Raw genomic sequence first — 23,223 nt, 5'->3', positions numbered from 1 at the left:
CCATATGTATGTTCACGCTATGCGTGAGATGGCAGCTCACCTAACGAGGTGTGCGTAAGCACACCCTGCCGATGTTCGCTAAAAGCTGTTTGCTTATATATACTTATTATTTTTTATGTATTATTCTTATCAGTAATTATTTCGTTAGCTATTTGATATAACTTTATAACTTTATATTATCACACATATAAAATATAAATTTATTCAACTTTATATATAAAAATAACCGCTTCACATTTTAGTGAAGCGGTTGTTTTTATTAATCCATTTTGCTGAATTGGTCTTTGCCAACTCCGCAAAGCGGACATACGTAATCTTCAGGAAGGTCTTCCCACTTTGTTCCCGGAGCTATGCCGTTATCCGGCTCACCTTCAGCTTCATCATAGATATATCCGCATATATCGCATACGTATTTCATTTCTCTTACCTCCAAAATTATATATTAATTAATTATTTTTCACTCTGCCATACTGAAATTTCCAACAAACATTATTAGTTTGCGCTATCTTTATTGAAAAATACATTACATCAACAAGAATAGATATAAAATAGTAATGATTACTATATTTGAGATTATATACCATTTCACATTATTTGTCAACAGTTTTTTTATATTTTTCTTTAGCCGTACTAATCTCATCACGTTCCCGCTGTTTGGGTTCTTTAATATCGGCTTTTGCCTTTGCCAGCTTTTCAGCATCCCCGTCAGCTACAATTTTATTTTTTTCAGCGTCATTATCTGTTAGATTGGGTGATTTATCTTTTGGCTTCGTTTTTGCCATGCCGCTTCTTTTATAAGCTGTGACTCCTATTAATATCAAGAGACCAAATGCGAGCAATAATATCCCCAAAATCTTCCAAATATTGCTGCGCCTGTGAAGCACGGTAAACTGTCCTGCCCTGTCAGTCTCAAACACCAAATAACTGCCGTCCCTTTCGGCGTCTAATATTTTGGTCTTGCCGTTTATAACTATTCCTATACAGTTTCCGTCCTCATCCTTATCACGGATATGGACTTTTATTTTTCCGCTGTATTCCGGGGTTATTTCAAATTCGTATGCCGCAACAGTCTTATAGTCGCCTGAATACTCCCCTTCCGAATCCGCCTCCCATGCGTGAACCTCCGAACCGTCTTTAAAATTTCCCTCAACGAGCAGCAGAGGCGGTTCTTCCGCCGTCCCCAAAGTCTTTACAGCATCCAAATACTCAGCTTTAAATATAGTGTTTCTTCTTATGGGGTCTGAGGTATCCTTATCCCACTGCGGGCAATACCCGTCGCGAGGCTCAATATCGGGTATTTCTTCAGAGTTTAAAACAGTATTGTAGTCTACCGTAAACTCTTTGACTGTCTCCTCATCAATATCAAATTTCACTTTAAAATGAAAAGCCGCATATTCAGCTGATTTCGATTTAATCAAAGCGCCTATATTTGAAGCTGAATTATCACTTAACACCCTATTTTGGGGAAGAAATATATCTCCGCTCCCCATATACCATGTATCGTTGCTGAATCCTGTCATCTTTTCAGGGATATTATCCGCTCCGGTCATTTCAGTATAATCCAGAGCCACGGCTTTTCCTTCATAATCGGTGCCGTCAATACCGCTCAGTCCCTCTTTTATAAAATAGTTGTTCTGTACCACGCCGCCTGCAGTTCCTGTTATTGCGCCGCTCTTTTCAACAACACCGTCTATTCTAGGCAGAGCGTAACAGGTTGCTATGGTATCCCCCTCTCCGGCTATGCCGCCGACATGGTCGCTGCCTTTTAAATCTGAAATGGCTGCACAATTATATATCTTGCCTTTTGAATATCCCGCAATACCTCCAACATATCCCCCCTCATCAGAAGTTATATTGGTTTCAGTCACAGAATTTTTTATTATTCCAAAAGACGCGTCGCCAACCACTCCGCCTCCGTAGCCGTTTCTCGAAAAAACTTCTCCCTCGCTTATACATCCGTTAACCACTGCTTTAACTATAGAAGTCGGAGTAATTATTTTTCCGCTGGGAAGAGTTACATTATTTCCGTACTTAACCGCCGACTCTATACCAATCGTTCCGCCTATTCCGCCCAAGTCTTTTTCACCTGTCACTTCGCCGCTATTGACGCAGTACATTACAAGGGCGTCGTCGGTGTTCATTCCTGCCACATTTCTTGATATGTCGATATCTACGCTCGTCAGATTTTTTAATGTATCCTTGATTTCATCCTCATTTAAATCCAGTTTTTCATCCGCATACGCTGTCATGAATATAGTATCCGATATAACGCTTCCTACCGTTTTCGGTTTAGCAGTCGGAAAAAGTCCGCTTAATATATCATTAACCTTTTCAATAGCCTGTTTAATATCTGTTCTGATTTTGGTAATCTGCTCATTTGCAGCATCAATCTGTGCCTTCGCATTCTTTAATATTGTCTCCGCCTGCTTTAATGGTCCGCTTATGGCGTCCGCAATATCATTGGAGTCATTTCTTATAGAGTTTAAGGTTCTTGTAACAGCGTTCAGCGATGAAGTTATACTGCTTGAAATAGGGTCGAGCATAGTATCCTGAATATAATCCAGCCTGCCGTCTAAAGAGTCAAGCCTGTCGCTCAAAGTCTGCCAGTCTCCGTCGTTGTAAGCGTCATTTGCGTCGGTTATTAGATTATCAACGTCCTGCAGAACATCATTTAAACTCTCACCTGCCCGATTGGCGGTATCGATGGTATTATTAATAGAATCCAGCGCTTCACCCAGCGACCCTTTAGTCTCATCGTTAAGCTGATCCAAAAGTAAACTTCCCGACTCAGAAAGCCCTCCCAAGTCATCACTTATCTCTCTTGCCGAATCCGAGAGACTGTCCAGCAATCCTGTCAGGCTTCCGCTGTCAGACGAGCTAATTCTGTCACGTATCGCGTCCAGAAGCCCGGTTTGACTGCTAGTCAAACTGTCCAAAGCTCCTGACAATGACGACTTTGTTCCGCTCAGCCCCAAAAGATTTGAAAGAAGTCCGCCGCCGCCAAAAAATCCGAATCTGTCCAAAACTCCGTTTATATCATTGTTTAACCTGTCTCGCAGACTGTCTATATCGTTAATGGTATTATTCCAGCTGTTGTCAATATCACTCTTCACGTTTTCACGAATCTCGTTCACATCGTCCTTTACTCTGTCCAAATCTTCTATGCTTATATCAGTGTAAGGCTCAAATCTGCCGAAAATTCCGCCCACGCTTTTAGACCCGAATATATCACCTATATTCTGACACTCTATAACGCAGCCCGACTGGTTTCCAACAATTCCGCCGATATTTATCCCAACATTTTTATAGCCGATTTCAGCGTCATTCAAACAATTTTCAAGCACGCCGTCGTTTATCCCGCAAATTCCGCCAATGTTATGGCTCTCCTCCACCGGAGATGAATTTACTTTGCCCGAATTCTTGGATGACTTGACCCAGCCGTAATTCTTTCCGACAACTCCGCCGGTGTCTTTGTTTCCCAAAACAGAACTGACATTATAACACGCTTCAATGTATCCGTTCTCCTCATTCTGCCCGACTATTCCTCCAACTATAGCGTCTCCCTCAATCTCGCCGTCAAAGGAACAATTTATCACTCTGCCCTGGTTTTTGCCGACTATTCCTCCCAAAACTGAGATAGAATTCTCATTTATTATGTCTGTGCTTATTCCGGCATTCTTTACCACGCTTCCTATAACGTCGCTGATAGACGCGGCTCCGTCAGTAACCTTTTTCGCTTTTACCTTACCCGAAATATTGAGGTTGCGTATTTCTCCTCCCTCGCCGAGTTCGAAACACAGTCCTTTTGCAGACCCGTCAAAGTTTAAGTCAATATTAGTTATACGGTGACCGCCTCCCTCGAAAGTGCCGCAGAATATTTTCATAGGCTCAAACTCGGTTCCTGACATATCTATATCGTTCAGCAAAGTAACCTGCATTCCGCGGGAATAGCTGTCATACACACAATTTTTAGCAAGCGCCGCAAAATCTCCCGGCGTTGATATGGTTATTACCGGGGCGGTTCCTTCTCCCTCTGCCAAACAAATATATTCTGCCGGACAGGAAACAAGGATGACTAGCGCCGCCATAAACGCAAGACCCCTGCGAAGATTTTCTGATATTCTATTCATTACAAATCACCTCTTTTTGACTATTTTATTGCTTCTGCTCGTCTTCCGGACCGCTCATATTCTCAACTATCGCTTTAACATCGCCCTTTACCATTCCGTGAATCGTTCCGTTTACGTATCCGTTTATATAGCCTTTTACTCTTCCGTCAACATAAACTATACCGGTGCGTTCCTTTTTCTCCTTCTTCTTTAATGTAAACGCGCCCTTTTCGACCAGCTTATCAAATAGCACCATGATTTGCGGAAGCAGCGTCATTACCAAGATTATAGAGATAAGTGTTCCGCGCCCCAAACATTTTCCCAAAGCCGAAATAACCGGGTTGGTTGAAATAAACCCTATCAGGAAGCCGGCAATCATCATTATCAATCCCGATGTCAAAATCGTTGGGAACGCGCCGTTTATAGCTTCTATTGCGGCGGCTTTTTTACCAATCTCCGGCTTTAGTTCAAGATACCTGTTGGTGAACACTATAGCATAATCTATAGTCGCTCCCATCTGAATTGAGCTTACCACCAGGTACCCCAGGAAATACAGCTTCTCATTCATAAGGTATGGGAAAGAGAAGTTTATCCATATACTGCCCTGTATTGTAAGCACCAGCAGAACTGGAACTGATGAAGACTTGAAGGTCGCCAGCAGAATCAGCAGCACTGAAATAATTGTAAAAAGGTTGATTTTCTGATTATCGCCGCTGAATGACGATTTTAAATCAAGAGCTGAAATAGCGTTGCTGACAAGAATAGGATCGTCATAATACCTCTTTGCTTCCTCGCGCACTTTATCGTGCAGAGCTATAACTTCCTCGCTCTCGTTCTTTCCCTTATATGTAAACACAAGCCTTGAATACTCTTCTCCCTCAAGCTGATCTCTGGCGTCTGACACCTTGTCATAAACCTCGTTTATGTCTGAATTCTTTTCCTCACCCAAATCTATAACGCCATAGTCCATCTGTTCGTGAACAAACATCAGTATATCCATAATAGACACGGTATAACTGTCCACGTCCTGGAATATAGGGGTATACTGCGACACTGAAGCGCCATAAGCCTGAAACAGAACTCTGGAAGTTGCAATATCCAAACTCATCAGGTCGGCAAACTGTCTCGGAGTAACCTTGTCTGTCAGGCAATAATCATCGTCTACCTCTACGTTTGCCAGTCCCAGTGCAGTAGAAATGCCGTCGTATTCTTCAACATCCTGAAGTATTTTCTTTTCCTTATCATAGCTCCCTTTCGGCACTATCACTGCAAGCTGTCCGCCGACGTCAAAATTTTCTTTTATTTTATTCTCTGCCTTTTTGCTGTCGCTCAGCCTCGGACTGGACACAGAATCCTGATCGAAAGCGTATTGACACATAGACGACAGAAATATTGAAGACACTATTACCAACGCAAAAATTATTGGAACGAAAGACCTTGTTTTCATAACAATCTTTCCCCAAAAAGATATATCAGGCACATAATTTTTATGAACGGTTTTGTCTATAGCGTTTGAAAACATATACAAAAGTCCGGGCATAAGCAGGAACACGGTTATAAGAGAACATATAATTCCCTTACAGAGCACAAGACCCAAATCTTTGCCTATACCAAGCTGCATAGTCATAAGCGCCGCCAGTCCTGCCACAGTAGTAAGACTGCTGGAACTGATTTCTATAATCGCTTTAGACAGCGCCGCCACTATGGCGTCATGTGAATTTTTAGTCTGCTTTTCTTCCGCAAACCTGTGTGACAAAATAATAGCGTAATCTATTGCCAGGGCAAGCTGAAGAACGATTGCCACCGAGTTAGATATAAATGATATGGTACCGAGCAGATAGTTTGTTCCCATATTTAAAACAGCAGCAACTATAAACACTATCAAAAATACTGCAACGTCCATAAACGATTTAGAAGTAAACAGCAGCATCAAGACTATAATAATAGCCACATACATTATTATTTGTCTCATGTCCGCCGCCAAACTGTCAGACGAGTTGTCAATCGACGCAGAATATGTATAACAGTCATACTCAGCAAACTTATTTTTTACCTCATTCTCTATTTCTATCTCACGCTCATTGTCAAGACCGCTGTCCAGAGTTACCGTATATATAGCTGAAGAGTTTTTATAATGGTCCTCGCTGTCGTCGAACTCAACTTCCTTTACGCCGCCCACCTCTTCAATCTTGTCTGTCATTTTTTCTGCCTGGTTATATGGAATATTTGAAATCATCAGTGAAAAAGTGTCGTGAGTAACAAATTCCCTGTCCATCAAATCAAGCCCCTGCTTTGTTTCAGTCGACTCAGGCAAATACGCTGAAATATCATTTTCAACCTGAACTTTAGGAATACAAATTGCGCAGAACACAAAAGCAATAGCAAACAACAGATAAAATGCTTTTCTTTTGTCTACTATAAACAGCGCTACTTTTTCCATTATATTCTCATCTGAATTTTTCACGGTATCACTCCATTCAAATCTACTCTTAACAATATTATATTCTGCCGCCTGCATACTGCTATACCGGCGCTTCTTCGTCTATTTCACAGAGTAAGTATAATACCATTTTGGACTTTATTCAATAGACAAACATTCCATTTTTGTTGTATAACTTAATTTTTGTATAAAATATACAATCGTGTCTATAATTATATGTTATTTATTTACTTGACATGTGTCTGTTTTTATTCTATAATGTATGCTTTAATAGTACATTTATGAATATATTTTGTTGAGGTGAGAATAATGCAGGAGAATCAAAAAAAGGAGGACCTCAGAATTAGGAGGACCAAAAAGCTGCTGTCTAACGCACTTTTTGAATTGATTAAGAAAAAACCATTTGACAAAGTGTCGGTCTGTGATATTTGTGACGCGGCAATGGTTCACCGCGCAACCTTTTATTCACATTTCAGCGACAAATACGAACTTTTGACCTACAGCATAGACGAACATATCCCGCTTGACAAACTGGAATTTTCTGCTCACGGAACCGACGGAGCAGTAAATCCCGAAAAAGTTGTGGGTGATATTATAAATTACGTTGCAAGCAATAAGGATATATATGCTTCCATACTAAAAAAGAACAACGACTATTCTATTCCCGACAGGATTCAGGATTTGTTTGAAGAAAAAATATTAAAAATTGTGAATAGAGCCGTTGAAAACGGCGAAGAGATTCCTGTTAAACCGGAATTTTTGGCAAGCTTTTATTCCGGCGCCTGTCTAAACGTTGTTACCAAGTGGCTCCAGGGCGGTATGCCCCTCACTGCGGACGAACTTATCGGTAACTTAAACACACTTTTATCTTTATCCCATATTCATTAATACAAATTCTACAAAAATAATATTTTTGCTTGATTTTTATCCTAATCCATGCTATAATTCCTTTTTGTAACAGATATGTAACATTTCTGTAACAATCAAAACTAACTTTGGAAGGAATTATAATGATTTTTGACAGAATAAGAGAAATGGCAAAAGATATATTCAAGCCCAAACTGGCGGCGGTTCTAACAGCCGGCGTTATGATTATGGGGTGTGTTCCGGCTTTTGCGATAGAGTCGGAATATGATTATGATTTTCAGATTGACGTTTCCGCATTTTCAAACGCAGAGCTCGGAACCATATCCTCTGACACTCCGAGCGGAACGACAGCTGATATTACTTTAAACGGCAACCAGCTTTATATAAACGGCCATGAGAAATATTTAGACTCGCCGATGCTTTATGCCAACGACACGCTGATGCTGGCCTTGACATCAATGCAGAATTTTATGGAGTGTAAAGTCTATTATGACCCGGCGTTATACACCGCCTATATTATTAAAGGCGAGTATTCTATCAGAATAGCGCTTGGAAGCAATTTGGCTATAATTAACAATGCATACACAGAGTACTGGGACGCGCCGCTGATAAACTATGACGGCACGCTGTATGTTCCCCTCAAATCCTTAATGGATTCACTGTGGTATACAACTGATATGTCATATAACGGAAGCGTGAATATAATCAGTCATGCTCCCGAAAACTATCAATACAGTTATGTCGGCGGAGTTCATGTTGTGTACATTGACCCGCTGAATATCAAAGCTGAGGCTATTGTTAACAAATCCGCCGAAAGCTCAGGGAAAGCTAACTACAGCAATTCTTCATTCTTCGGCTGGGAAGCAACAGGAAACACATATTCGGTTGGCATTATTGTAAGCGACGGACAGATTATCTCTAATTATGCGACGCACGGCTATCCGGTAACCACGCTTATTGTACACTATGACGGTTCTGTTGAAGTAAAGCAGGTCTATGACATAACGACTGAGAACAATGTTATGTTTGCGGTCAGCGGATGCGGCGTTCTGCCGAAAGTCATGTCCTCAGAAGAGGGTTTTGTCGGAGCATTTGATATTGACAGATACACCAATAGAACTTATATTGGCTACAACCCGGAAATGGGCAAGATAGTGCTGTGCGTAAGCTCATCTACCACGCTGGCTCGTGCCGGTCAGGTATTATCTGATTTAGGATGTGTGGGAGGTTTGGCACTGGACGGCGGCGGAAGCGCGGCGCTTGGGCTAAGCAATGGAACTAAGTTCAGTTCGGACGGAAGAAAGCAGTATGCTGTTTTATATTGGGAATAAATATTATATAGCCGGAGAAATTCTCCGGCTATTTTTTATTTTAATGCAGAAAGATTAATTGTAAATCTAATCAATACGCTGTTTAGAAAGTGATTATTATATAATAACTACATATATCTAAGGAATAATAAAAAACAGCATAAATTTATTTTTATGGTAATTTCTTTTATATATGCGTTTATATAAGAACATATAAGCTATTTAGTTATAATCTTATACCACAATTTACTCTTTAAATTCGCCGTAAATATCACCGCTTCTTGTTATTTCTTATATAATATCGCTAAGGCTGAATAGAAAGCAATATAGAATCCAGGTGATTATGCCATACCTCCGCAATAAAATGAGATGATACCTTATAGTTTAGAATGACATAATTTATTTAATAGTATTTCTCTTGTTAATTATATAAATAAAAATCTAAAATAGCTTGAGTTAACTTTTTATCTAATACTTTTGCACGACCGTATATAATCCTGCCTTTTATCTTACATCCTTTAACTTTGTCTGCTTATGTATTATTTGCTTATAAAATATATGTACAGGATATATGGGTCATTATCAACAAATTATTAAAGTTTCTAAGAGATTAGGCTAATAAAATAATGCCCATAATATAAGAAGAATTAATTTTGAACACTAAATTTGGGTATAACTTTTTTTATGATTTTTATATCTTATTAAAAACATTATTGTCTCGTTTATTTTTATTGCTATTTATTTAATATATAAGTAGTAATTAAATAGATTAAAACTATTAACCCCTATAACGACTCTTTATATAACTATCTTTTAATCTAGAGAATATGTATCTTTTCTACATCATAGAAACAAAATAAAATTTTTACTTTAATTATTCTATTTTATAATTTGACTTTATCTGCCAATCCGTATATAATGTTGAGTAACTCTCAGTTAACTATCTATCCAGGATTAAACCGATTAACACTCGGTATAATCAAGACTGAATCAATAAAAACAAAAACAGAAAGGAGATACCCACCATGCACACTCTTAAAAAATTTATAAAATACTATGGTCCATATAAAACCGTGTTTTTCTTAGACCTCATCTGCGCAACTGTTATCAGCGCCGTTGACCTGGCCTTTCCGCAAATCCTGCGCACATTGACTAGAACATTGTTCACACGTGACACCGCCACTATTGTTAACGCCCTAATTCCTATAGCGCTGGCTCTGCTCACAATGTACATAATTCAAAGCCTTTGCAAATACTATGTCAGCTACCAAGGCCATATGATGGGCGCAAATATGGAGCGTGATATGCGTCAACAGCTTTTTGACCATTATGAAAAACTTTCATTTTCATATTATGATCAAAACAACTCCGGTCAAATGATGAGCAAACTCGTCTCTGACCTTTTTGATATTGCCGAGTTTGCACACCACGGCCCGGAAAACCTGTTTATATCATTAATAAAAATAGTAGGTTCTTTTACCTTTTTGTTTATTATAAACTGGAAACTTGCCATTCCTATGGTTGTGTTGGTTTTTCTGATGTTTCTTTTCTCTATGAGCCAAAATAAGCGAATGCAGGCAACATTTATGGAGAACCGCCGTAAAATAGGCGACGTCAACGCCAGCCTCCAGGATACCTTGTCCGGAATCCGGGTTGTTCAGGCTTTTGCCAACGAGGAAGTTGAACGCAATAAATTTCAAAAGAGCAATCACGCTTTCTTGATTTCCAAAAGGAATAACTATAGCTGTATGGGAAACTTTATGGGCTGGAACCTATTTTTTCAGGGCATGATGTATCTTGTCACACTTGTATTCGGCGGCTATCTAATTGCTCACGGACAAATGCAGGCAGGAGACCTTGCAATGTATGCGTTATATATCGGAATATTTATCAGCCCTATACAGATATTGGTTGAACTCACCGAGATGATACAAAAAGGTCTGTCGGGATTCCGCCGCTTTTTGTCTGTTGTTGAAACCGAACCTGACATAAAGGACAGCCCCGGCGCGAAAGTCCTGGAAAATGTGAATGGTGATGTTTCCTTTGAAAATGTATCGTTCCATTACAGCGATGATGACGCGCTTGTATTGTCCAATCTTTCATTCAAAATTCCTGCCGGACGTTCTATTGCTCTTGTCGGGCCGTCAGGCAGCGGAAAGACCACTATCTGCTCTCTGCTTCCGAGATTCTATGACGTAACGGACGGACGTATTACTATTGACGGTCACGACGTACGCGGTCTAACTCTAAAAAGTCTCAGAAGCCAAATAGGCATTGTGCAGCAGGATGTTTATCTGTTTTGCGGAACCATCCGGGAAAACATCTCCTACGGAAAACCTGACGCAACTGCAGACGAAATAATAGAAGCTGCGAAAAAAGCTAATATACATGATTTTATAGAAGAACTTCCGGACGGCTATGACACATTTATCGGTGAACGCGGAACCAGACTTTCCGGTGGTCAGAAACAGCGTATATCAATAGCGAGAGTATTTTTGAAAAATCCTCCCATTCTGATATTAGATGAAGCCACCAGCGCCCTTGACAATGAAAGCGAACGATATATCCAAGAAAGTCTCGAAGAACTTGCCAAAGACCGCACAACTATCACAATTGCCCACAGGCTGTCTACAATACGGAACGCTGATGAAATATATGTTATTGCTGAAAACCGGATTGCAGAACGAGGCACATTTAAGGAATTAATGGATCAAAACGGAATTTATGCTCACTACTATGAAATGCAGTTTCAGTAATACAACCGGAAGGTTCCACTATTCAATACATGCTTACAAAGCATATATAAAATTACACGTTGCAACGAGTATTTCTAATATTGGAAACAAAAAAATTGTCATAAATAATTGGGGGATAAAACTAAAGGATAGTTTTATATTAATATTGACTGAAGGATTTGGAAAAGAACTGTTTGACAAATTAGTTTCTGTAAAAACACCTTATGTCTTGGAGCCGGAAGAAAACGTAGTATTTTTCTATGATAAAAAATTATTTATACGGTTATTAAAAGATAACATCAATAACAAAACTATTGACCCTAATAGTAAAATAATGTTTGTGATTCATGATTCCACAGGAAGGTCTTATACCATAAGAAGTAAATATAATGTAGGTAAATACATACATAATAATGATAATTTAACTGATAAGTTATAATAACTTTAAACCTATACAGATAATATTCAACAATTATATTTGAAAAAAGCTGTTCCGGGAATTGGATATAATAACCTAAAGATAAGTCATTAAATAAAGTTCTATTCATAACTTACAGCGTTTTTACCTTTCTAATTAACTACTAAAAAGTGATATAATTTAAAATGTAAAAAAACTTATAAAATATAACTACTTGAAAATTTTATATTAATTTTATAACTATAAATTTCTCCAGTGGAAAATCACTGAGTTTTTAAATCAAACCAATAATAACGAATAATAATCTAAAAAAACTATTATGGTAAAGTAAGCCATAGTAGTTTTTTATTTTGAGAAAAAATATATAATAGTAAGAATTTTTCCAAAGTTAAGTGTATATCAAATTAAATCATTTTATAAAAAGATTACAGTTATTTTAATCTCTAAAACAAGCGGTTAACCTGAAATCTGCTTATATTGTTCCAGTATAATTGTATACTAATTAAACATTTATTTTGTTTCAAACATAATAATAAACACAAAAACTTAAAATACAGAGAATTTTATCGTCAAGTTTAGACATCATAATAATATGTATTTCTGTTGTTAACGTAATTATTCTTTAACCTAATTCACAGTTCAATAAAACGCAGTCAAAATAAATCGGTAAAATTTCTAAGACATTTTATTGAATAAATCTTCCTGACAAATACAAAATAAACTTTATTAATAAGTTTATTTGAGTAAATTTATGTAACTGAGAAGTCTAATGAATACATATGGTTACTTTACAAACAAATTCGGCAAAATAAAAACTGACACCGTTTTTTAAACGATATCAGTAGTATGTCTGCTTAAAACGTAATAATTACTGCCGTATATATTTTTATAATAATAATACAATTAATAAAGTTCATATTTATTAAGGTTCAATTATCTCGGCACTAATTTTTGTATCATTCTATTTTATGTAGCAACCAAAAGTTCTAAATCACGGCCTACAGCTATATCTGCCTTTGATATTCCAAATTTTACAGTTTCATACGCTAGCTTAGGATAATTATTTTCTTCACTTAAATGGCCCAAAATTATTTTTTCGGCTCCCATTCTTACAAGAAACTCAGTTGCCTTAGCCGCGTCATCATTCGATAGATGACCCAGCTTACCTAAAATTCTTTGCTTCAGAGGATATGGATAAGGTCCCACCTCAAGCATCCCTATATCATGGTTGGATTCTAACAAAACCGTTTTACAGCCGCCAATCTCACGAAACACCTCTTCAGTCAGAAACCCCATATCGGTAGCCACCGCCGCCCGGCACCTTCCGTCATCAAAACAATAACCAACCGGGTATGCTGCGTCATGAGGAATCGGAAACGGCTTTATACCGATATCTCCAATAGAAAATGGCTCAACTCCCTCAAAAATCTTTATTTTATCATCATTAAGCTTTCCTAAATCATTAGTCATGATTGCGGACCAGGTCATTGAGTTCGCATATACCGGGACGTTATACCGTCTCATCATAACGCCTATTCCCTTAATATGGTCAGCATGCTCATGTGTGACAACTATACCGTCAAGATCCCCGGGCTCAAAGCCAATATCAGCCATAGCGGTTTTTACAGCTTTTCCGCTTATACCGCAGTCAACTAATATTTTAGTTTTGTCTGTATATACAAGACTGGCATTGCCTTTGCTCCCGCTTTTTAAAGAATGTATTTTCATAAAATCACCATATTTAGTCTTCTAAATAAAAAGGATTGGCGCGGCGCACCGCAATCAATCCCCAATATCTATCACAATTTATACGTTTACAGCACTCAGAACTCCGGGCATAGGGTTAACATTTCGGCGTGTTATCTGCGCCCCAAGCGCTCTCAGCTTTTCTTCCAGGTTTTCATAACCCCTGTCAATATACTGAAGATTATAAATCTCAGTAACTCCGTCTGCTATCAATGCGGCGATTACCATAGCTGCGCCGGCTCTCAGGTCCGTTGCGCACACAGGCGCGCCTGTCAAACGGCTTCCGCCCTCAACAACGGCAACATCCTTGCCTTCAACATTTACATTAGCGCCCATTCTATTAAGTTCATCAATATATTTAAAGCGATTATCCCAAACGTTTTCTTTCATTATGCTTGTTCCTTTTGCCACAGTCAGCAAGGTAAGCATCTGAGGCTGCAAGTCGGTTGGGAAACCTGGATACGGCTGTGTTTTTACATTAGCGCGCTTTAGTTCCGGCTTGTCTACATAAATCCTTATCGCCTCGTCATACTCCTCTACGCCCACGCCCATTTCTTCCAGCTTAGCACTGAGAGATTCCATATGCTTAGGAATAATATTGGTAACCATAACATCCCCGCGGGTTGCGGCAGCGGCAATCATAAAAGTTCCGGCCTCAATCTGGTCAGGTATAACGCTGAATGTTCCGCCGTGAAGTTCTTTAACGCCTCTGATTTTAATAACATCAGTTCCTGCGCCTTTAATATTCGCCCCCATAGAGTTCAAAAAGTTAGCTACATCAACCACATGAGGCTCTTTAGCGGCACTGTCTATAACAGTAATTCCGTCAGCAAGTGCGGCTGCCAGCATTATATTGATTGTGGCGCCTACAGATACGACGTCAAGATAGACTGTATCGCCAACAAGCTCGTCTGCCGTTATATTAACCATCCCATACTCTATATCAACTTTTGCTCCAAGCGCTTCAAACCCCTTAATATGCTGGTCAATCGGGCGAACTCCAAAATCACAGCCTCCTGGCAAAGCTACGCTAGCCTTTTTAAGCCTGCCCAGCAGAGCACCCATAAGGTACGACGACGCACGTATCTTTCTTACGCTGTCATATGACGCAACATAATCCGTCAAATCAGAACAGTCAACCTCAACCGTATCCTCTCCGACAAATTCAGCCACACCGCCCAATCCGTTTATTATGTCAATCAAATCAAGAATATCACTTACATGGGGAACGTTTTCTATAACACACTTTCCCTTTACTAATATAGACGCGACAAGAATGGCAACAGCAGAGTTTTTAGCACCGCTTATCTTAACTTCGCCATGCAGTTTAACACCGCCTAAAATTACCATTTTCTCTTCATTATTCATTATAAAATGCCCCCAAATAAATAGCATTAATTATGTAAGCCGAAGCTGCAAATATTCACGTTTCTATTTATAAAAAATTTATAAACCAACAAATATTATAACACAAATAAATTTTTTGGCAAGAGCATATCTATGTTTTTAAAAGAATTTGACAAAAAGCCCTGTCAAACACTATAAGATTTATATCTTTTGCATAGATAAATCCCTCAATCGCATTGATAGCGCTATATCTTGTATCTGTAAACAGACACTGATACAAGACGCACAAAAAACGCCGGCTCTATACCATCGTCACATATATTGTAACACAAAAATATTACGTATTGATTACGCTTGCTTTAAAAATCAAATAAACACTAAAAATTTGCAGATGACACGGTTTGATATATTTTTTCATGTTTCACCAAATTCATACATATTAATATAATGAAGTGAGAGATATTGTTCCGGCACAATTTCTGATTTATATTTAGGAGGAATTCATATGGCAACAAAAATATTTGTAGACGCCGGACATGGAGGAACAAATCCCGGCGCCGTTGGCAACGGAGTGATTGAAGCAAATGTCAATCTTGCTGTTGCAACCGCTTTAGCTAACAATCTTAGAAACATGGGATATGATGTTAGAGAATACAGAACCACAAATGATGAAAATGTTATAACACCCATAGCTGCTGATTTAAGAAAACGTGCACAAACAGCTAATGATTGGGGCGCTGATTATTTTATCAGCATTCACACCAATAGCTCGCTGGATCCGGCAGTAAACGGCTTTGAAACCTATGTATACAGGCTTGGCACTCGTTCCGCCCAGCTTGCGCAATCGATACAAGACTCAGTTGTTCAGCGGTTAGGAGTAAAAGATAATGGCGTAAGGCAAGCCAACTTCTCAGTTCTGCGAAACACAAGAATGCCGGCTGTGCTGGTAGAACTCGGATACCTTTCAAATCCGACTGAAGCACTGAATCTTAACAGCCCTCTCTGGCAAAATAAAATGGCTTCCGCCATTGCCGACGGAATAAATAATTATATAAAACGATAGACATAAAATCTAAAGCTAAAAGCCGTTCCAAATAATTTGGAACGGCTTTAATAATCAGCACTTTATTTTCTAAAGTATTTTATTCAGCTTTTTGCTGACCTATAAAATTCGCTAATCTTTGGAATACCAATGACGCCTCGGCTCTGTTAGCTGCCGTTTGCGGATTGAAGTTATTGTTATCGTCTCCGCTCATTATACCGATTATCTTATTATATGTTACTGCTTCGAATGCGTAATCGGAAATACTGCTTACATCATTGTAATCTAAGTTAATCATCCATGATCCTACAGGACCCATACCCTTTGAAACAACATAACGGTAAATCATTGCCGCCATTTGTTCACGAGTTATAATTTGGTCGGGAGCAAACTCGGTGTCTGTATAACCATTTACTACTCCGTTCGCAGACGCCCAGCCAATAGCTTCTCTATAGTAAAATCCTTCCGGAACATCTGTAAATCCAAAGTTTGTCATATCAGTCTTAGGCTGATTTTCCATTCTGTGGAGCACTGTTACAAACATTCCTCTGGTTATGTTTTCATACGGGCCGAATGTATCTGTTTCGATACCATTCATCAAACCGTTTTCATTTACATACTTAACTCCGTCATAGAACCAATCAGATGTGTTAACATCATTAAATGGGTTAGTCCATGAAGACGGGTTCTTTGTCGGCTCCGGTGAAGCTGAAACATTAGGATTTGCAGTCTCAGCCGGCTTAGGTGTTGAAGTTCCTCCGGTACTGTGTCCGCTGTTTCCACTATTTCCGCTGTTTTTATAACCGGTTTTATCGAATGTATATGAAACAGTCATAGTTTTTCCGTCCGGACTAATCTCATTAACTTCTGCTTCATTACCGTTAACTAATGCTTTTGCATTGTCAGCAAAACTATATCCGTCTTTTGCCGCCAATGTTACTGTTGCTGTATATACTGTACCATAATCAAACTTTCCGCCTTGTTCTACATTAGGACTCCAAGTAATAATACCTGAATAATAGTATGAACCTTCTTCTACAGCAGCTGCAAACGTTGCCGCAGCATTTGATTTCGGCGCCGTAATTTCAATCTCAGCACTGTTCATAACGAATGTTACATTTTGATCAGCATATTTGTTGCCATAAATCACTCTTACATAGGTATCGCCGACATAAGCGTCCGCACTTGGAAGAGAAACGTCTAATCCTGGCTTAAATGTAAACCCGCTCTTTGTAGATTCATCATAAGCTACATCTTGTGATGTTCCGTCTTTATAATGAACCGTAATAACTAAACCTGCCGGTTTAAATGTTGAACCTTCTGTATATGAAACCGTATCAGGAGCATTTTTAATTTCAATATAATCAATGCTGCTTTCCTCAGTAGCCACAACTACAGCTTCTGTTTTATCATCATTAACCTTTAATGAATTATCACTTTGAGCTACGTCAACTTCTTTACCGCTTACGGCTTTAGCCACGATTTCATAATTACCCTTTGGAGCTGAACCCACAAATGTAATTTCACCTGCTTCTGAAACTTCCATATCCAATGCAATTGTTTCACCGGTAGCCTTATTTACCAATAAAACTTCAGAAATCTCTTCTGACGCACTTATCTGAACCTGATACTCAGGCATAGGTGTTGCAGTTGGTGCGTTTGGTTTTACTGTCGCTGTTGGATACGGGGTAGGTACTACAACAGGAGCCGATGTTGGTTTTGCCGTTGCCGTTGCCTCAGGTGTCGCTGATGGCTCTGTTGTTGCCGTTGCCTCAGGTGTTGCTGATACTTCCGGTGTTGCCGTTACTTCCGGTGTTGCCGTTACTTCCGGTGTTGCTGATACTTCCGGTGTTGCCGTTACTTCCGGTGTTGCCGTTACTTCCGGTGTTGCCGTTACTTCCGGTGTTGCTGTTACTTCCGGTGTTGCTGACACTTCTGGTGTCGCTGATACTTCCGGTGTCGCTGATACTTCCGGTGTTGCTGATACTTCCGGTGTTGCTGATACTTCCGGTGTTGCTGACACTTCCGGTGTTGCTGATACTTCCGGTGTTGCTGACACTTCCGGTGTCGCTGATACTTCTGGTGTTGCTGACACCTCTGGTGTTGCTGTTACTTCCGGTGTTGCTGACACTTCTGGTGTCGCTGATACTTCTGGTGTTGCTGACACCTCTGGTGTTGCCGTTACTTCAGGTGTTGCTGACGGTTCTGTTGTTGCTGTTGCCTCAGGTGTCGCTGACGGCTCTGTTGTTGCCGTTGCCTCAGGTGTCGCTGACGGCTCTGTTGTTGCCGTTGCTTCAGGTGTCGCTGACGGCTCTGTTGTTGCCGTTGCTTCAGGTGTTGCTGACGGCTCTGTTGTTGCCGTTGCTTCAGGTGTTGCTGACGGCTCTGTTGTTGCCGTTGCTTCAGGTGTTGCTGACGGCTCTGTTGTTGCCGTTGCTTCAGGTGTTGCTGACGGCTCTGTTGTTGCCGTTGCTTCAGGTGTTGCTGACGGCTCTGTTGTTGCCGTTGCTTCAGGTGTTGCTGACGGCTCTGTTGTTGCTGTTGCCTCAGGTGTTGCTGAAGGCTCTGTTGTTGCCGTTGCCTCAGGTGTTGCTGACGGCTCTGTTGTTGCCGTTGCCTCAGGTGTCGCTGATGGCTCTGTTGTTGCCGTTGCTTCGGGTGTTGCTGACGGCTCTGTTGTTGCTGTTGCTTCAGGAGACTGAGTCGGCAAAACATCATTTGTAATTGATACTGTTGGTAGTTTTTCAGCGTCAGTTACGAAATCAGTTCCATTCCATACAACAATCTGCTGCACTCCATCTCCGTCTTCTGCCACCTTTTTATTACTCTCGTCGCCATAATATAAGTTTTTAAAGTTCAGCACATATCCTGTAACATCCTGTTCAGGATTACCATTTTTATACACGGTCTGTAAAGTTGCATATCCTTCCCATCCTTCTGTTGGGTCAGTTGTCTTATACCACTCATTTTCTATGTTAAAAATTGCATTTACTTTATCAACCAAACCGTTGCTAAGCCTTAAAGCGCTAGCTGATATTTCGTATATATTATCCTTTATAGTAATCGTAGCATTCTCTTCAACATTATATATACTGATTCCATTATGAGTTATCTTTCCAAAATGATTCCCGGATATTTCTGTTCCATCCGCTACTTTAACACCATTTTTATTTACTTCACTGCCTACATCAAACTCTACAGCATTATAGTAAACACCATCATTTTCAGTTCCAAATGTGTTGTTCTTTACTATAGTCTTTCCATAATTTTTAAGATTCAATGGTGTTTTTACTCCAGCGGCAGTTGCTTCAAATTTACAATCAGTAATTGTAAATGCTCCGTTTCCGCTCACTGTAAGCGCTCCACCGTCTCCGAAATTAAACCCTGATACTGTTATATCATTAGCAAGGACTGCGTTCTCTGCAGTTGTTATTACAACTGAGCCTGAAGCAGGAGTTATTGTCTCGTTTACCTTTGCATCTTCTATAGCTGCTTTAAGGGACTGATAATATACATCTTTTCCCTCTCTGTTTATCTTTGCTACAGGTTCTGCCGTTGGTTCAGGCGACTGTGTCGGAGTTGAATCATTAAACGTTACGTTAGGAACATTATTATCGTTCACAATTTTGCTTCCGTCCCAAACATAATATTGCTGCGGGTCATTTGAAGTAACAATTGTTTTATCTGCTCCATATTTTAGGTCTGTAAAGTTAATCACATAACCTGTCATATCCTGCTGAACTGTTCCGCCGTATGAGCGTTGGAATAATGCGTAGCCAGCATAATCTCCGGTACCAGTCGCTTTATACCATTCGTTCTCAATATTAAATACAGCGTTTACTTTATCAACTAATCCATTGCTTAGTCTCAATGCGTTAGCGGCTACTTTGTACTCATTATTTTTTATAGTAATAGTAGCTCCCTCATCAACATTATAAATACTGATTGAATTATTAGATATTTTACCAAAACTGTTTCCGGATATTTCAGTGCCGTCAGCCACTGTAATTCCGGTTTTAGCGGTTTCACTGCCTACATCAAATTCTACAGCATTGTAATATACTCCATCGTTTGCTGTTCCAAACGTATTATTTTTAACTGTTGTCTTACCATGGTTATTCAGCTTTACAGGTGTTCTGACTCCTGATGCTGCGCTATATGGTATAGTTGCTTCAAACTTACAGTTTTCAAGGTTAAACGCATGTTCTCCCTTAACTATAAGAGAACCGCCGTCTCCAAAATTAAATCCTGACAATGTGATATCAGCATTTAAATCTGCTATTACAGCAGTTGTTATTACAACATTCTCACTTGCCGGAACTATAGTTTCACCATTTTGAGCATTCTGCAGCGCTTCATTTAATGATGTGTAATATACATCTTTTCCATTTCTGTTTATCTTAGCAACATTGTCTACCGCAGTTTCTCCAACATGATAAGTTGTTCCGTTAACAACAATTTCCTTAGCTTCAGTTCCTAAAACTGCTGCCAAAGCCTTTGTTGTTCCCACAACCAAAGCGTCGTCATATTTTACGCCGCCGATAGTTTGTGCTAAAGGAAGATACTCAATTCCGTTGTAAGTAATATAATTGCCGTCTCCAAAATATTGAGCTTCATTATTCGGGTCAAACTTTTCAAAAGTATCATTAACCGAAGAAGTATTATCAAAAACAACAACTGTAGCAGTTGAAGAAATAGTAACACCAACTATAGCGTTATAATAATAAAGCGCTTTAAATGTATTATTATTTGACGCACAGTCTGTAAATGTAAGACCTCCATTAGAACCATTTTTTAGTCCTAAAAAGGCTGCGACCTTTGTGCATCCGGAAATAACAGAGTTCTGAACAATTACATTATTAAATTTGCTGTCTCCTCTGGCTTCGCCGATCACAACGGCAGCGCCGCTGCTGTAATCCTGAACAACAGTATTTCCTTTATCTTCTACATTACAATTATCAAACACTATATTGCTTATTTCAACATCACCATTCATGTGTCCAATAAACCCTGTGTAATAATTATAATTTGCCGCATTTGATGCCGGGGCAACTGTGTCAATAATATTAAGACCGGTTATTGTTGAAGATTCTGAACCCTTTATCACAAAAGTTCCGCTCCAAGCAGTACAATTTGAGCCGCCGGTATGAGGACCTGCTCCTGAACACGCGGAAATGGGAACCCAATAATGAGCTGACATATCATATGTAGAGCCTGTTAAGTTTATAGTTTTCCCGCCAAAGCTTACATTTTGATTATTTATCAAATAAGCAAGACCTGCAAGATCGGCAGAATCAGTTAAATCATATGATCCGCTATTTTCGTTTCCTGTATACCAGCTTATATCATAATTATCTACGTCAGTCCAATATCCATTTGATGTAACATTTGAAGACTGAACGTTGTTATAATCATATGACTTCTCCTCGTCTGCAAAAACAGGCAAAGATACAAACATAGAAGCCATCATAGCGACTGTTATAATCCAAGCCAAAGTAGAACGAACTGCTCTCTTTTTTACTTTCATTAATTTACACATCCCTCTAAAAAATTTATATTATTTTATTTTTTGCAATTATTATTTAAAACTATAGAATAAAAATATTTCTATAGTTTCCGCTTCTTTTTACGAAACGCTTTTCTTGTTCGCGCTGCGCAAAACTGTGTATTAATCCATATTTTGCACACTGAATTCGAATTATTCAAAACATTAGAATTTTTAAACCAAAAAGCGTGTATAATAGGGTAAGAAAAAAGCGGCCAAATACCGCCCAGGTACTCGCGTAGGAGGCAGCTGACTGACATATTGAAACTTCCATAAAAGCATATTGCTTATAATGGTCAACTTAGTCTCTAAAGCTTTGCGACCTATTTTTTCAAATAGTTTGCCAATATTTAATTCTTTTGTTAATATCCAAAGTAACAGTATCTCTTGGATTTGTGTATACATTATACAACGAAACGTCGAAAAAGTCAATATTCTATCTCTAGAATAATATATAAAAAAAATACTAGTGATTTAGTAAATTTACACAATACACCTGTTCATAAATTGGCACAAAGTTCCAATCGTTTTGTGGTTTTTTATGCAAATTTTATTCCATTAATTATTATTTGATTACATTTGTTACAAAACATTTAATGATATACGGCTAATACGCCCATGTCTTAAAAACTCAATAAAATAATCATCTTGATTATTAATATTAAATAATATATAATTAAAATATATTTACTTTGGCTTTCTGTGAGGTGTTAAGGATGATGAAAAAGAATAAAAACAGAATTTTAAGCGTAGTTTTCAGGAGCGCAGTAATTATCTTATGCGCTCTCTCCATAATGTATGCTTTTATTCTTACTTCGTGCACACAGCCAGCCCGCTCCTCAAACAGCGACAGTAAAGCTTTGACTGTTAAAGATAATTCTATAATAAGGATTGCTTTTACCGCCGGATATGAGCCATTTGAATATATAGACGATTCAGGGAATTATTTAGGATTTGATATGGCACTAGGATACAAACTTTCAGAATCAATGAACAGAATACCGGTTTTTCAAAATATGAAATCAAATTCTCTGCTTGATTCTCTTAACTGCGGAATATCTGATATGGTAATTTCAGCTGTTGAAGTAACTGATGAAAGACACCAAAAAGTCGATTTTTCTGATTCTTATATTACTCTCAGTTCATCAATTATAACATATAAAGACAATACTGATGTGACCAACATAAACAGTCTTAAAAATGCACAAAACGTTGCTGTTGTTTCCGGCAGCGATTCAGGTTATTATTTAACTAATAATCTTGGTCTGGCAAATATTAAAGAATATAGGAACGAGGCCGAGGCAGAACTGGCGGTTTTAAATGGCGGCGCCGATGTATTGTTTACTGACAGCAAAATTGCCGAAACTTTTGTAAATCAAAATAGAAAGTTTACTATAAAAGAGACAAATATTAATCAGCGTAAATTTTGTATAGCGGTTTCAAAAGGAAATTCTGATTTGCTGAGACTGATAAATGAGAAACTTAACGAATTTAAAAAAGACGGCACTCTATACAACCTGAGATCAGCCTATATTAGCGGAAACGCAGAACTTAGAACAACATTTGACGATGAACTTATAAATATTCAGCAAAACAGCACAGTTCCTAATACCAAAACTTCAACTGATTATGCAGAGTAAAATTCCAAAAATTTAAAATAAAAC

Annotated in this window: 12 protein-coding genes and 1 riboswitch; of the genes, 6 read left to right on the top strand and 6 right to left on the bottom strand. The window is 38.8% G+C overall.

Annotation, left to right across the window (positions count from 1 at the left end; all coding sequences use genetic code 11):
- Positions 1–259: 259 nt before the first annotated feature.
- The 3 genes from rd to B9O19_RS07820 form a co-directional block, all read right to left on the bottom strand.
- The gene (gene rd, locus B9O19_RS07830; protein WP_102365894.1) at positions 260–418 is read right to left on the bottom strand and encodes a rubredoxin; all 159 of its coding nucleotides are present in this window, start codon (positions 416–418) and stop codon (positions 260–262) included.
- A 172-nt stretch (positions 419–590) separates the two neighbouring features.
- Positions 591–4,130 carry an MlaD family protein gene (locus tag B9O19_RS07825; protein ID WP_102365893.1) on the bottom strand — a complete coding sequence of 1,180 codons (3,540 nt, stop codon included), beginning with the start codon at positions 4,128–4,130 and terminating at the stop codon, positions 591–593.
- 25 nt (positions 4,131–4,155) lie between these two features.
- Complete coding sequence (locus tag B9O19_RS07820; protein WP_245862906.1) at positions 4,156–6,573, bottom strand: efflux RND transporter permease subunit; 2,418 nt, start codon at positions 6,571–6,573, stop codon at positions 4,156–4,158.
- A gap of 285 nt (positions 6,574–6,858) precedes the next feature.
- Here B9O19_RS07820 and B9O19_RS07815 point away from each other — a divergent pair, with 285 nt between their 5' ends.
- The 4 genes from B9O19_RS07815 (at position 6,859) to B9O19_RS07800 (ending at position 11,900) form a co-directional block, all read left to right on the top strand.
- Positions 6,859–7,437, top strand: coding sequence for a TetR/AcrR family transcriptional regulator (locus B9O19_RS07815; protein WP_102365891.1), 579 nt, complete (start codon positions 6,859–6,861; stop codon positions 7,435–7,437).
- Between the two features lie 122 nt (positions 7,438–7,559).
- Positions 7,560–8,747, top strand: a complete 1,188-nt coding sequence (locus B9O19_RS07810; RefSeq protein ID WP_102365890.1) for a stalk domain-containing protein — start codon at positions 7,560–7,562, stop codon at positions 8,745–8,747.
- Positions 8,748–9,751: 1,004 nt separating this feature from the next.
- Positions 9,752–11,482 carry an ABC transporter ATP-binding protein gene (locus B9O19_RS07805; RefSeq protein ID WP_102365889.1) on the top strand — a complete coding sequence of 577 codons (1,731 nt, stop codon included), beginning with the start codon at positions 9,752–9,754 and terminating at the stop codon, positions 11,480–11,482.
- A complete protein-coding gene (locus B9O19_RS07800; RefSeq protein WP_102365888.1) occupies positions 11,463–11,900 on the top strand; it encodes a hypothetical protein in 438 nt (145 codons plus the stop codon). Before B9O19_RS07805 ends, B9O19_RS07800 begins: the two co-directional genes overlap by 20 nt.
- A gap of 945 nt (positions 11,901–12,845) precedes the next feature.
- Here B9O19_RS07800 and B9O19_RS07795 read toward each other — a convergent pair.
- A complete protein-coding gene (locus B9O19_RS07795; protein WP_102365887.1) occupies positions 12,846–13,607 on the bottom strand; it encodes an MBL fold metallo-hydrolase in 762 nt (253 codons plus the stop codon).
- 78 nt (positions 13,608–13,685) lie between these two features.
- Complete coding sequence (locus B9O19_RS07790; protein WP_102365886.1) at positions 13,686–14,993, bottom strand: UDP-N-acetylglucosamine 1-carboxyvinyltransferase; 1,308 nt, start codon at positions 14,991–14,993, stop codon at positions 13,686–13,688.
- A 484-nt stretch (positions 14,994–15,477) separates the two neighbouring features.
- Between B9O19_RS07790 and B9O19_RS07785 the strand changes: the two genes are divergently transcribed.
- Positions 15,478–16,035: an N-acetylmuramoyl-L-alanine amidase family protein gene (locus B9O19_RS07785; RefSeq protein ID WP_102365885.1), complete on the top strand. Its 558-nt coding sequence runs from the start codon at positions 15,478–15,480 to the stop codon at positions 16,033–16,035.
- A gap of 79 nt (positions 16,036–16,114) precedes the next feature.
- Here B9O19_RS07785 and B9O19_RS07780 read toward each other — a convergent pair whose 3' ends face one another.
- A complete protein-coding gene (locus B9O19_RS07780; RefSeq protein ID WP_158648951.1) occupies positions 16,115–21,541 on the bottom strand; it encodes an S-layer homology domain-containing protein in 5,427 nt (1,808 codons plus the stop codon).
- A 259-nt stretch (positions 21,542–21,800) separates the two neighbouring features.
- Positions 21,801–21,914, bottom strand: a riboswitch (cyclic di-GMP riboswitch).
- Positions 21,915–22,278: 364 nt separating this feature from the next.
- On the opposite strand from B9O19_RS07780, the gene B9O19_RS07775 reads away from it, so the two are divergent.
- The gene (locus B9O19_RS07775; protein WP_158648950.1) at positions 22,279–23,199 is read left to right on the top strand and encodes a substrate-binding periplasmic protein; all 921 of its coding nucleotides are present in this window, start codon (positions 22,279–22,281) and stop codon (positions 23,197–23,199) included.
- The last annotated feature ends 24 nt before the right edge of the window (positions 23,200–23,223 follow it).

Source organism: Monoglobus pectinilyticus (assembly GCF_002874775.1).
Taxonomy (GTDB): domain Bacteria; phylum Bacillota; class Clostridia; order Monoglobales; family Monoglobaceae; genus Monoglobus; species Monoglobus pectinilyticus.
The sequence above is the reverse complement of the archived record's forward strand: the minus strand, read 5'-3'. Positions and strand labels throughout refer to the sequence as shown.